The following is a 12883-nucleotide window of genomic DNA, read 5'->3' as shown; positions in this document are numbered from 1 at the left end:
GTTGTTACTCAAATTCTTTTAAAATTTCGACCAATACTCTCTTTCCTTGTGTATTCACAGGGATTTTAGATACAATTCGCCATTTTTTAGGTAATGTCTCTAAACTATAATAGTCTAACAAGTAGCTTTTTAATTGTCGAGTAAATAGAGGCTTTTCTAAACTATTTAAAGCTATCTTTCCTTCTTCAGATAAAACTAATAAGACTCCTATATATTCACGATAAGAGCTACATAAAATACAACAATTATCTTTTATCCATAAATGAGAGTTTAAATAATTTTCCATTGCTGATAAAGATAATCTTTTTCCTGCTAACTTTACTATACGATCGACTCTTCCTAGTAAAGTAAAATTATTATTTTCATTTATCTTAACTTTATCAGCCATGCATTGTTGACTATTCGAAAAAAAATCAGATTTTACTATTAATTGTGAATTTGAATCTATGCTAATTTCTACTCCAGAAAAACATTTCCAATCTGACTGCGCTATTTGTCTTCTGTAAGCAATCACACCAGTTTCAGTACTACCATATATTTCTAATACTTCTTTTTTATATTTTTCAAAAAAAGATAAAGCATTTTCCCTACTTAAAGCACTTGCTGAAGAAAGCACTAAAGTATCTTCTCCTATCATACTAGATTTATCCAAATGTGAAATCATTATAGGAGTAGTGACTATTAGAGCGTTGTTTTTAACCAATCTATTAAGTATACCTTCCGGAGAAATTAAACGTTGTGTTTGTATTAAATGTCCACTTAAAAAAGCCCATAAAAAATAAAAGCTAAAACCATATAAATGTTGATGAGATACTGTAGCATAAATTACAGCTTCTGTTGAAATATAATTATTTAAGCATTTATTTATAGCTGTACTTTCATTTTCAAGCTCTTTGATAGTACGAGAATAAGCTTTGTAATCTCCACTAGATCCAGAAGTAAAAAATATTGTTTCTGTACATAAGCTTATATCTAATGGTTTATATATAGATTCAGTATTGAAATCTACATCTTCATCATAAATGACTGTATCATAATAATTTGATAATGATTCTAATGTCCCAACTTGATTGTTAGGTAATATAACTATCTTCTTTCCAAGTATCTGACAAGCAAACCAAGCACAAATAAATGAGTAAAAATTATTAATCACTAAAGCTATGCTATCTTTCTTATGAAATTTCTCTGTCCACATTAAAGATAGTGTTGTAATATTTCTTATAAAAGTTTTAGAGTCTATTCTTCTCTCTTCATCTAGAAAAATAATCTGGTCTGGATTTAAATGTAAATATTCAAGTTGACTAATAAAAGTTAAGTTTTTACTTCTGTTCATGATTTCTTCTTACATACCCTCGAACAATCCATTCACCAGAAATTAGCGCCCCTATTAGTATATAGCTCAAAAGCCCATTATATAGAGTCCATAATTTTATAGATTTACTGAGAATAGTTAAGCTAGCGATAATCGCATTAAAAGCAAAAAAAATACACCAGACAATAGTAACTTTCCTTGTATACTCTACAACATAATTAGGTAAAGGACCTTTATTAATTTTTATGGCTATATTTGTAATAAAACTATAAGGCTGAAATAAAGAAAAAGAAAATACACAGAATAAAGTTAAACTTACAAATATAGGGTATAACTGAATAAATATAATACTATCACTAAGCATACCTACAATAGCTAAAGATATTCCTAATAAGGTTAGTATTATCCATATCAGATTATTTTTCTTAACTTGATTAATTACTAAAAGACGTAAGCAGAATATAAAAAGAATTAATAAACTAAGATAACGTATTGAAAACCACTTTAAACTAAAAAAAACTATGAATGGGTAAATGATAATTAAAGTTATAACTAATGATTTTATTAGTGATCTCATACTAATAATTATTTAATTTTTCTGATTTTTAAGTGTTTGATAGATTACTTCTACAACATCTGATACTGTTCTAACAGCTTTGAATTCTTCCGGTTTAAATTTATGTTTAGTTATTGATTGTAAGTGAACTATTAAGTCAACAGCATCTATACTATCAAGGTCTAAATCTTCATATAAACGTGACTCTAAAGTAATATCATCTATATCTAACTCAAAAAGTTTATGTAACATTTGTTGAAGTTCTTGAAAAATACCTTCATGAGAAATTTGCATATATTCTCCTATTTATTTTGAGATTCAATAAATTTAGCAAGAGCTGATACTGAACTAAAATGATTACGTATTTCATTGTTACTAGAATCTAAAGTAATATTATATCGCTTTTTGATAGCAACTCCTAGCTCTAATGCATCAATAGAATCTAATCCTAAACCATCTCCAAAAAGAGGCTCATCAGACTTTATTTCCTCAGGAGAAATATCTTCAAGATTTAATACCTCTATTATCATCTCTTTAATTTCTTGTTCCATCATAATACTATCCTGTATAAATTGTTGCTGTAAATAACGAGTAAGCTGCCTTGCTGCAAGTGATGGTAAATCATCAGCTTTGTTCAGAAAATCTGCAGGGTCTATTTTTTCTCCTACAGTTATCTTAAACTTTGGCTGTTTGTCGGGAAGGCTATACCATTTTTTTTGTTTTGTCAAAGTCACCGGTTGACAATCTAGATGAATTAAACGTATTTTAGCTTTAACTCTTAAAGCTATTTGCGCAGCTCCTCTTTTAAATGTGATTGGTTGATCTGGAACTGTGCGAGTTCCTTCTGGAAACATTAGTAAATTGTTACCTTTAGCAAAAGTCTCTTTTATTTGATTAAATGTTTGTTCCGCATCAATATTTGGAATATATCCTGCAACATCTATTAAATTTTTATAAAAAAAATTCTCCCAAAGCTCTTTTTTTACCATATTATCACAACGAGGAAGCTTAGAAACTATTGCTACATAATCAATTAAAGTTGGATGATTAGCTATAAATAAACAACCCTTATCTTCTTTTAATAAATTCATATTTTCAAATTTAAAACGTATAACACCTAAATTATGAACTATAAAAATAAATATTCTAAAAGTAACATAAACAGCATATTGAGCTACTGTCTTTTGTTTTTCTTTGTTTCTAATTATCAAAGAAATTAAAGGTAAATATATATAACTTAAGATAAATGCTCCTATAGTAAAAAGCACTATACAAAATCCTGTTCCAAATATTCGCCATAATTTACTTATCTTAGTAATCAAGAACTTAACTCCTTTATTTTAAGCATCGGTAATACTAATGTTTCTTTTCTATCTCCAAGTAACCAAGCTATAAAAATTAAAGCTGGTGGCATCACAGTTTTACTAATATGATTTGTATCAAACTCAATATCTAAAACAATACTAGTTTCTTTATATTCACTACTAACATATAGCGCTAAACCATAATCTAAATCATAGTCAATGTTAAGTTTACTATATACTTCTGGATTTTTTTCATCAAAAATGATAAATAAAACATTTTTTTTATCCTTCAACTGAGCGATTGCATCTATTAATCCCATTTGGAAAGTTTCGCACCCTGCTGAAATAGAATTAAAAGGAAGATTTAAGTTTTTTTGAATAGACAATAAACCTGAGGGAGTATTATGTACACATTGTGAAAATTTATTTGGGGAAAGTACTTCTTTATTTTTAATTTGCTCAAACAAATCTACGGTATTATGTAACTCTCCATGTTGAGAACAAAAAATACCAGCTTCAATATTATTACTCTCAATAAACTCTAAAGCTAATGATAAAGCTATTTTACTAGCTGTACTACAACGACGTCGAAGCATTGGAGGAATTTCATTAATATTTAAAATCAAATCTCCTTTAGGTTTTTTTGATAATATCGCCCATTCTTTCCAATCATCAATAGTACTGAGACTATTTGAAACCGCTTTCCATCCATTCAAACAAACCTTCATACTTTTAAAAATTTTTTCATATCTAAATTAATTATGACGAATATAATAATCATATCAACTAGTAAATAAGCTTTTATACAACCTTAAAACATAATGATTTTTATTAATAAATATGTAATAATTGAATAGATATTTTTATTTTAAGAAACATATACTTATAAGGAAATTTAATATGAAATTAAAATCAATATTTACAGCTTTAAGTACGATCATTTTAGCTATTTTTTTAGTAAGTTGTGCTCAATCGGTTCATAATTTAAATGATCAACCAATACCTGCCCAACTTAATAAAGAACAAATAAAAGAATCAATCATTGCTGCTGGAAAGCAACGCGGTTGGATTATTGGAAATGGCGATAAATCAGATGAGCTTACTGGTAAACTATTGTATAAAGGACACTTTGTTGTTGTTAATATTCCATATTCAGAACAAGGCTACTCTATTCAATATAAAGATTCTGTAGGTTTAAGCTATGATAAAGTAGAAAATAAAATCGATAGAAGTTACAACAAATGGGTTGAAATATTAAATAAAGATATTCAAACTCAACTTCAATTAAAAGAAAAAAATTCTTAATATATTTATCCTATAGTAGGTCATAAAAATTATTTCAAACTCTTTATAAGCTCAACTAAATTAGTGATTTTAAGATTTAATTGTGTGATAATCGATTTAGTTTAATTAAATAACTTTTGAAGAGGTATAACTAAAATGAAAATCAAATCTATATTCACTATCATAAGTACAGCATTACTTTCAGTTTTATTGATAAGTTGTGCTCAAACAATAAATAACTTAAATGATCAACCAATACCTACTGAACTCTCTAAAGATCAGATAAAACAAGCTATTATAACTGCTGGGAAACAACGTGGATGGGTAATAGGTAATAGTAACAAACCAGATGAGCTTACAGGAAAATTATTATATAATGGTGATTTTGTTGTAGTTGATATTCCATATTCAGAGCAAGGATACTCTATTCAATATAAAGACTCTGTAGGTTTAGACTATGATAAAGTAGAGAATAAAATTGATCGTAGTTACAATAGTTGGGTAGGATATTTAAATCAAGATATACAAAACCAACTTCAATTAGAAGCTGCTCAGATTAGACATTCTTAATAAATCTAAGGAGATACGATAAAATGAAATTAAAATCTATATTTAGTGTTGTCTCTACTATATTACTTTCAGTTTTATTAATAAGTTGTGCTCAAACTGTAAGTAACTTGAATGATCAACCCATACCTGCTGACTTTACTCAAGAACAAGTGAAAAGTGCTATTATTGATGGAGGTAAGAATCGTGGTTGGATTATTATTCAAAGTGATAAGCCAAATCAACTTATTGGAAGACTTTTATACAAAGGTAAATATTCTGTGACTGTAGATATTCCATATTCAGAAAAAGGCTACTCAATTGAATATGCAGACTCTGTAGGCTTGGATTATGATAAAGTCGAAAATAAAATTGATAGGCATTATAATAATTGGGTTATCCTTCTTAACCAAGATATTCAAAGGAAACTACTCATTGAAGAGGCTAAAGTTAAAAATTCTTAATTAACTCTCTTAATATCTAGTTTTATTTCTTTATTTAAATTTATTAACTTAACCTCTTTTTCTAAACTAGTTGAAATAGTTATAAAATATTCATTTTGAAATTTATATTGTAATAAGCTTAATTTTTTTTCTGTTTGATTTTCTTTATTTAAATATTTAAGAATACTAATGCCAAAATATTTAGCAGAGGCCTCTTTTATAGTCCATAACTTATAAAAATTTTCTATATATGAGTTACTGCTATTTTCTAACAAGCTATTTTCTTCTAGTGAATAAAAGTTTTTTGCTATACTTTTTACATCTCGATTTAAATTTATTTTTTCAATATCTACACCTATTCGTGAAGAAGATATAGCTCCAATCAACCAATCGCCACTATGGCTAATATTAAAGTCTAAATTACCCTTTTTTAATATTGGTCTTTGAGATACTTCAAAATCAAGCTCAAGATTTTTTGGAAAAATATTTAATTTTAATGATAATTTATCATAACGGAACCATAATGAGCATAATTTAGTTCTTGAAAACTTTTCTATTTCATTAGAATTAAAAAGTTTATTTAGAATCAAATACTTTTTTACTTCTTCAACATTTATGCTTGGTAAGTGATAAAAATAAAGCTCTATTATTTCCATTTTTTAAATATTAATGAAGTATTTACTCCACCAAAAGCAAAGTTATTTGACATAATATAATCTACATTTAAATTTACAGATGATTGTAGATAATTAAGAGGTGAACATTTTGGATCAATATTTTGAAGATTTGCATTTGATAAAAGCATACCTTTTCTCATCATTTCTATACTTAACCAAGACTCTAAAGCTCCGCAAGCTCCAAGGGTATGCCCAAAATATCCCTTCAAAGAACTAATAGGAGTATTTGGTCCAAAAATATTAGCTGTTGCCTGACTTTCAGCGATATCTCCTCGTTCAGTAGCTGTACCATGAGCATTAATATAACCAATATCATCAGCATTTAGATTTGCATTTTTTAAAGCTAACTCTAAAGCTTTTTGCATTTTCTCTGCTGTTGGTTGTGTAACATGTACAGCATCACAATTAGTTCCAAAGCCAACAAGCTCTGCATAAATATTAGCTCCTCGTTGTTTTGCATGCTCTAAAGACTCTAATATTAAAGTAACACCACCCTCTCCTAAAACTAGTCCATCACGATCTCTATCAAAAGGCCTAGGTGTGAGTTCTGGATGTTCATTCATTTGACTAGTAGCATATAATGTATCAAAAACAGCCACCTGGCTTGGACATAACTCTTCAGCACCACCAGCTATCATAATATCTTGTAAACCATATTTAATAGCTTCATAAGCATAACCTATAGCCTGACTACTTGATGTACAAGCACTTGATGTTGGAATTAAGCGGCCAGTCAATCCAAAAAATAAAGCAATATTAACCGCACAAGTATGACTCATACCTTTAATATATGTAGTTGCATTAACATTATTTACACTATTATCAATAAGGATAGATGTTAACTCTGCTAATGGTTTGGTACTACCAGAGCATGAACCATAAGCAACCCCAACGTTACCACTATTTAGTAAATCTTCTTGATCTAGTAAGTTAGCATCCTTTAAAGCATTCTCTGTTGCCACAGTAGCAAATTTAGCTACTCTACCCATTCCTCGAGTTTGCTTTCTTGTATAATGTTCTGGAATATTAAAATTCTCAATAGGAGCTCCAAGCTGAGTATTTAACCCTTTAATATTATGCCATTGAGCAATATTTCTGGTAGCCGTTTTACCTTGTTGTATAGCTGTAAAAATATCATCCGCTGTATTTCCTAATGCTGTTACTCCAGCCATACCTGTAACAACTACTCTACGCACTATATGAGTCCTCCATTTATCGAAATAACTTGACGTGTTATATACGCTGCTGAATCAGACATTAAGTATTCTACTAAGCTTGCAACTTCATCAACTTTTCCTGCTCTTTTCATAGGTATATGTTTTATTATTTCATCATAATGTTCTAAATCTTCGATCATATCTGTTTCTATTAAGCCTGGAGCAATACAGTTGACTGTAACTTTACGTTTAGCTAATTCTAAAGCTAAAGCTTTAGTTGCTCCAATAACTCCAGCTTTAGCTGCACTATAATTAACTTGACCTCGATTTCCAATAATTCCTGAAACAGAAGCAATAGTTATGATTCTGCCTCCTTTACGTAACTGAACCATCGGCATTACACAAGGCTTTAAAACGTTATAAAATCCATCTAGATTTGTATGTACAATATTTTTCCAATCATTTTCCTCCATTGCTGGAAAAGCAACATCTTTACATATACCTGCATTATTTACTACACCATAAAAAGCCCCATGCTGAGAAATATATGATTCTAATACGTTTTCACACTGTTCGGTATTTGAAATATCAAACTGAAGTATATCTGACTGTCCACCTAAAGACTTTATCTGTTCTTGAGTATCTAAAGCTCCATGATAATCAGTGTTATAATGTAAAGTTATATGGGTATTAGTATTCGCAAGCTTTAAAGCTATTGCTTTTCCTATACCTTTGCTAGCTCCTGTAACTAAAACCTTTTTCATATTTAATCCCTTGTTAATATTTTAGCCACTTCAATATTATTTTGTGGCTGATATGCACTAATAGTTATGCTTGCTGTAGCTTTACCATTAACTTCTATCTTAGATTTAAAAACCCCAACTCCATCTTCAATTAATACAGATTCTGAATAAATATCTAATAATTCATTTTCAAAATATTCTAGAACCTCAGTTTTATATTGTCTAATACTCATTAAAAACGCAACTTGAGGTTCTTTAGCTATAGAGGTCTTTCCTAAGGCATCTAACTTTGCAAAAGTTGCTGAAGTTTGAGCCATAATTTCAACAGCTATCCAATGAGGAATACTTTTTCTTTTATCACAAAAAAATAAATGATTAGATGTGATTTTAGCCTGACAATGAATTATATTGTTATTAAAATCTAAACATTTATCAATCATTCTCATTGGAGGTTTTTGAGGGATTAATATATCTAAATCATACATACTGCTTACTCCCAATTATAACGCTAACATTACTACCTCCAAAAGCAAAAGAGTTACTCATAAAATATGGAGAAGTCCAGCTAATACTATTCATTATAATTTCCATATCAGGAATTAAATTTTCTTTTGTATCATATTGTTTTGGCAATATCCTATTAGGATTATATTTAGTAGATAACAAAAGCCAACACAATCCCAATTCTGTAGCCCCAGCAGCACCTAAAGTATGCCCTGTTAAGTTTTTTGTTGAAGAACAAGGTAATAAATAGTTATTAAAAGTATTTAAAACAGCTTCTCTTTCCATTTCATCATTTTTAATAGTTGCGGTTCCATGTAAATTTAAATAACCGATATCTTTAGATGACAGCTTCGCCATTTCTAGGGCTTGTAGCATAGCTAATCGAGCTCCATTACCTGTCGGATCTGGTGCTGTAATATGATAACCATCAGAGGATTCTCCAACTCCCGTCAAACTAATTTCACTAGGTTCTTTTGATAGTATAAATAATGCTGCACCTTCACCAATATTTATCCCATTTCTATCTATACTAAATGGCTTACATACATTTTCAGATATAGATTCTAAGCAATCAAAACCATTTAGGGTCAGCTGACATAAAGTATCACATCCCCCAACAATTACTGCATCACATATATTTTGCTCTATTAATCTTTTTGCACTCGCAAATGCTTTCCCACTTGATGAACAAGCTGTTGAAATTGTATAAGAAACACCTTTTAAGCCTAAATATGCTTTTAAAAAATTACTTATACCACCAGTCTCTTGTTGTTTGTAACTATATTCTTCTGGAAAGTGTCCATTCTCTTCATTATAAATAAAAGCTTTCTCTCCATTATCTATTCCTGAAGTACTTGTTCCTAAAACAATTCCTACTCTATTCTGACCGTATTTAGTAATTATTTGCTCTATAGTTGGTTGAATTTGTAAACAAGCATGCAATAACATTCTATTATTTCGACAATCATATTCAGATAAGTTAGAAGGTATTAGAGGTAGATTTGATTTCACGCTTCCGACAAGAGTTTTACGTCCTGAAATGAGATTTTTAGATTCAGTAACTCCCGTTTGATTTTTAAATAATGCTCCAATAACTGAGTTTTTATCATCTCCTAAAGCATTAATAATACCCAAATCATTAAGATATACCATCAATCTATTTAAATTCTACACTAAATTTATATAGCAAAAATTGTATCATATGTAAGGAGTGAGTTCTATTTATCAGATTACTTAGAAAGAGTTTTTTGATTAATCTTGAATCATTCTATTTAACTTTTTGCCTATTAAAAAAGCGACTATTGCAAAAACTATAGCTACTAAAGAAACATAACCAAATAGTTCCTGATATTTATGAAAACTATCTATAGTCATCTGAATATCAAAACCTTTTGATTCATCATATTGAATACCACTTGTAACAACCTGTGCTACTGTAGTTCCTATCTTGATACCTATAGCTGAGGTAATAAACCATGTCCCCATTGCAAAACCAGTAATTCTTTCAGGCAATAATTTTGCCATCAATGATAAGCCAAGAGCTGATATCAATAACTCTCCAGAAGAGAAAAATATAGTTATTGCTAGCACTTCCCAAAGTATACTAACTTTTGCAGTTGGATCATTTAATAGACAAGCTAAAAACATGCTTCCATATGCAAAGCCGCAGAATAGTATACCTAGTGCAAATTTGAATGGTAACTTTAAATCCTTTTCTCCTAACCTAGTATAAACAAATGCTAATATTGGAGATAATATGATAATACCAGCAGTATTTAAAACTCCTGGTATTGTCTGGGGGTTAATACTATATCCAAATAAGTTTAGATTAACGTGATGGACATTGAACAAAAAGAATGATGTTGCTTTTTGCTGATAAATAACAAAAAAGAGCACTGCATAAACCAATAAAATAATAGCTGCTACTATTTTCTTTCTTGATTTAGGGTCTTTTTCTACATAAATTTGAAATGTAAACACTCCAAAAATAAGTCCCGCACCAAACCACAAAATATAGTTAATAGTATTGTTAGTTTGTAAAATAAAGCTAAGACCAACAATTGCAAGAATAAAAATCAATATTATAGAGATTGTTTTTAGTTTACTTACTCCTCTTAAACCTACTTCATTATCAATATTTTTTATACTGGAGTAGCTTATTAAACTATTTAAGATACCAATTGCAAATCCAACTGAACATACTCCATAAGCTGCTGTATATCCGTATTTTGTAGCTAAAATAGGAATCAAAAGGGATGCAGATAATGACCCCATATTTATAGACATATAGAAATATGTATAAACAGAATCTAACTTTCCTTTATCTGTATATATTCTAGATATTAAATTTGTAGGTGCTGGTTTAAACAAAGAAGAACCAACTATAATACAAGCTAAACTTACATATACATAATTATCTATACTTATAAAATAAGGACTTAATGCTAGACTAAAATATCCGACTAATAAAAAAATGGCTCCCAAAAACATTGTTTTTTTAATACCAAAAACTTTATCAGCGACATATCCACCTATAGCATTAAAAACATATGTTAATGAAGCAAAGCCTCCAAATAGTAATACAGCATCTTTTTCTGTAAAGTTAAAACCATATTTACTCATAAAAAATAATATAGCTGTATAACTAAATCCGTAATAACCAAATCTTTCGAAAAACTCAAAAAAACAAAGTAAAAAGAAAGAATTTTGCTTTCTCAAAGCAATCATCTATATCCCTAAAATATAATGTATCTTTTTCAAGAATATAATATTTCTATTTTATTTAGAATTATTTAATCCTACCATTTATAATTTTTATTTATTTTAATTCCAAATAAGTTAGAAATAATTTATAGTAATTCTAGAGGTTATGAATTATTTATTCTATGGAAAAAAAGCAAGTAAAGTTATCTAATATGATCGCCTATGGTTCTGGTGATTTCTTTGGCGGTGGTGCATTCACAATTCTTGGCTTATGGTTAATGTATTTTTATACTCAAGTAGCAGGCTTATCAGCAGCTGAAGCTGGCATGATTGTTGCAATAGGTCGAGGCTTAGACTTATTTGCTGATCCAATTATGGGATATGTTTCTGATAATTGGAGAGGTCCTCTTGGTAGGAGAAGATTTTTCTTTGTTATTGGTGCCCCTCTTGTTCTAGTTTTTGCATTACTTTGGCTACCTAATTTTCCTTTTTGGTATTACTTAGTAACTTATGTAGCATTTAACTTTATATTTACTATGATTCAAGTTCCATATGAAACATTAGCTGCAGAAATGACTGATGATTATGGAATACGTTCAAAAATGACTGGTGTGAGAATGATATTCTCCCAAAGCTCTAATATTGTTGCTGGAGTTTTACCTGCTGCAATTTTATATTTCTTTGCTGATGAAAAAGTATCTTTTGTAGTAATGGGAAGTATTTGCGCAGTATTATTTATGTTACCTTGGTTCTTTGTCTATAACTGGACTTGGGAAAGAGATGTTGAAGTAGAAGAAAGAGTTAAAGTTGGTTTTGTTAAAGAGATGCTACGCATATTTATAAACATGCTCTCTACCCTTAAAGTTCGTGCTTTTAGATTAAATTTATTAATGTATATAGGAGCATTTGTTGCCTTAGATGTTTTTGGTGCTAGCTTTGCTTACTATTTTAAATTTATGTTAGATTATGATGTTAGCTCTGCTTCTTGGGTTTATACATCTTTCTCTATCATTCAAGTATTATCTGTACCAATATTTGCATACCTTTGTATAAGAATTGGAAGTGTCATGAGCTATCGCGTAGCTATTATAATATTAATTATAAGTATGATTATTTTTGGTATTTTACCTTTAATTAATGGAGTATTATCTTTAGTTCTATTTATATTTATGATCTTCATTCTTGGTTTTGCTCGAGCAGGTTGCTACTTCACTCCTTGGAATTTATATAATTTTATGGCCGATGTAGATGAAGCCTTAACTAAAAACCGCAGAGAAGGAACTTTTGCTAGTACAATGACTGTTTCTCGTAAATTAGTACAAGCATTAGCATTCGCTATAGTAGGATTTACTTTATCTCTATTTGAATTTGTTCCTAGTGCAGTGGCTCAGTCTGAAACAGCTCTAGTAGGAATAAATATATGCTTTATAGGTGGAACTATATTCTTTTGTATTATCGGAGCTATTGCCTCTACAAGATTTAGACTAAATACAAAAAAACATTCAATACTAATAGAAGAATTAGAAAGACTTCGTGCAGGAGGAAATCTAAACGATGCTCCTCCTCATGCTGTTAAAATAGTTGAAGAACTTACAGGATGGGAACATCAAAAAACATGGGGTAATAACTCAGTTGTTCCAAAATAATTTAGAAA

Annotated in this window: 15 protein-coding genes; 4 read left to right on the top strand and 11 right to left on the bottom strand. The window is 29.4% G+C overall.

Annotated features, from left to right (window positions below):
- Positions 1 to 4 precede the first annotated feature (4 nt).
- From DNK87_RS01255 to DNK87_RS01235, 5 genes are read right to left on the bottom strand one after another with little or no spacing between them, the layout of a single operon-like run.
- Positions 5 to 1333: an AMP-binding protein gene (locus DNK87_RS01255; RefSeq protein WP_119330588.1), complete on the bottom strand. Its 1329-nt coding sequence runs from the start codon at positions 1331 to 1333 to the stop codon at positions 5 to 7.
- Complete coding sequence (locus DNK87_RS01250; RefSeq protein ID WP_119330589.1) at positions 1320 to 1889, bottom strand: COG4648 family protein; 570 nt, start codon at positions 1887 to 1889, stop codon at positions 1320 to 1322. The genes DNK87_RS01255 and DNK87_RS01250 overlap by 14 nt, the downstream gene beginning before the upstream one ends.
- Before the next feature lie 12 nt (positions 1890 to 1901).
- Positions 1902 to 2162 carry an acyl carrier protein gene (locus DNK87_RS01245; RefSeq protein WP_119330590.1) on the bottom strand — a complete coding sequence of 87 codons (261 nt, stop codon included), beginning with the start codon at positions 2160 to 2162 and terminating at the stop codon, positions 1902 to 1904.
- An 8-nt stretch (positions 2163 to 2170) separates the two neighbouring features.
- Positions 2171 to 3190 carry a phosphopantetheine-binding protein gene (locus DNK87_RS09065; protein WP_119330591.1) on the bottom strand — a complete coding sequence of 340 codons (1020 nt, stop codon included), beginning with the start codon at positions 3188 to 3190 and terminating at the stop codon, positions 2171 to 2173.
- Positions 3187 to 3900 (bottom strand): beta-ketoacyl synthase chain length factor, encoded by a 714-nt coding sequence (locus tag DNK87_RS01235; RefSeq protein WP_119330592.1) that lies wholly within the window; start codon positions 3898 to 3900, stop codon positions 3187 to 3189. The genes DNK87_RS09065 and DNK87_RS01235 overlap by 4 nt, the downstream gene beginning before the upstream one ends.
- A 172-nt stretch (positions 3901 to 4072) precedes the next feature.
- On the opposite strand from DNK87_RS01235, the gene DNK87_RS01230 reads away from it, so the two are divergent.
- The 3 genes from DNK87_RS01230 to DNK87_RS01220 all read left to right on the top strand — a co-directional run bounded on the left by DNK87_RS01230 (position 4073) and on the right by DNK87_RS01220 (position 5466).
- Positions 4073 to 4477: a hypothetical protein gene (locus DNK87_RS01230; RefSeq protein WP_119330593.1), complete on the top strand. Its 405-nt coding sequence runs from the start codon at positions 4073 to 4075 to the stop codon at positions 4475 to 4477.
- Positions 4478 to 4612: 135 nt separating this feature from the next.
- A complete protein-coding gene (locus DNK87_RS01225; protein ID WP_119330594.1) occupies positions 4613 to 5026 on the top strand; it encodes a hypothetical protein in 414 nt (137 codons plus the stop codon).
- A 23-nt stretch (positions 5027 to 5049) separates the two neighbouring features.
- Positions 5050 to 5466 (top strand): hypothetical protein, encoded by a 417-nt coding sequence (locus DNK87_RS01220; RefSeq protein WP_119330595.1) that lies wholly within the window; start codon positions 5050 to 5052, stop codon positions 5464 to 5466.
- Here DNK87_RS01220 and DNK87_RS01215 read toward each other — a convergent pair.
- The 6 genes from DNK87_RS01215 to DNK87_RS01190 form a co-directional block, all read right to left on the bottom strand.
- On the bottom strand, positions 5463 to 6101 hold the full coding sequence (locus DNK87_RS01215) for a 4'-phosphopantetheinyl transferase family protein (protein WP_119330596.1): 639 nt from the start codon (positions 6099 to 6101) through the stop codon (positions 5463 to 5465). The two genes, DNK87_RS01220 and DNK87_RS01215, sit on opposite strands and share 4 nt — an antisense overlap.
- Positions 6092 to 7318 (bottom strand): beta-ketoacyl-ACP synthase, encoded by a 1227-nt coding sequence (locus DNK87_RS01210; RefSeq protein ID WP_119330597.1) that lies wholly within the window; start codon positions 7316 to 7318, stop codon positions 6092 to 6094. The genes DNK87_RS01215 and DNK87_RS01210 overlap by 10 nt, the downstream gene beginning before the upstream one ends.
- Complete coding sequence (gene fabG, locus DNK87_RS01205) at positions 7318 to 8043, bottom strand: 3-oxoacyl-ACP reductase FabG (protein WP_119330598.1); 726 nt, start codon at positions 8041 to 8043, stop codon at positions 7318 to 7320. The genes DNK87_RS01210 and fabG overlap by 1 nt, the downstream gene beginning before the upstream one ends.
- Positions 8044 to 8045: 2 nt before the next feature.
- On the bottom strand, positions 8046 to 8507 hold the full coding sequence (locus DNK87_RS01200) for a hotdog family protein (RefSeq protein ID WP_119330599.1): 462 nt from the start codon (positions 8505 to 8507) through the stop codon (positions 8046 to 8048).
- Entirely contained in the window at positions 8500 to 9678 is a 1179-nt protein-coding gene (locus tag DNK87_RS01195; RefSeq protein ID WP_119330600.1) for a beta-ketoacyl-[acyl-carrier-protein] synthase family protein, read from the bottom strand. Before DNK87_RS01195 ends, DNK87_RS01200 begins: the two co-directional genes overlap by 8 nt.
- A gap of 99 nt (positions 9679 to 9777) precedes the next feature.
- Complete coding sequence (locus DNK87_RS01190; RefSeq protein ID WP_119330601.1) at positions 9778 to 11253, bottom strand: peptide MFS transporter; 1476 nt, start codon at positions 11251 to 11253, stop codon at positions 9778 to 9780.
- 158 nt (positions 11254 to 11411) lie between these two features.
- Between DNK87_RS01190 and DNK87_RS01185 the strand changes: the two genes are divergently transcribed.
- Positions 11412 to 12875 (top strand): MFS transporter, encoded by a 1464-nt coding sequence (locus DNK87_RS01185; RefSeq protein ID WP_119330602.1) that lies wholly within the window; start codon positions 11412 to 11414, stop codon positions 12873 to 12875.
- Positions 12876 to 12883: the final 8 nt, after the last annotated feature.

The sequence above is a fragment of the Pseudofrancisella aestuarii genome, from assembly GCF_003574475.2.
Lineage (GTDB): Bacteria > Pseudomonadota > Gammaproteobacteria > Francisellales > Francisellaceae > Francisella > Francisella aestuarii.
This window is presented reverse-complemented; position numbering and strand designations above follow the sequence as displayed.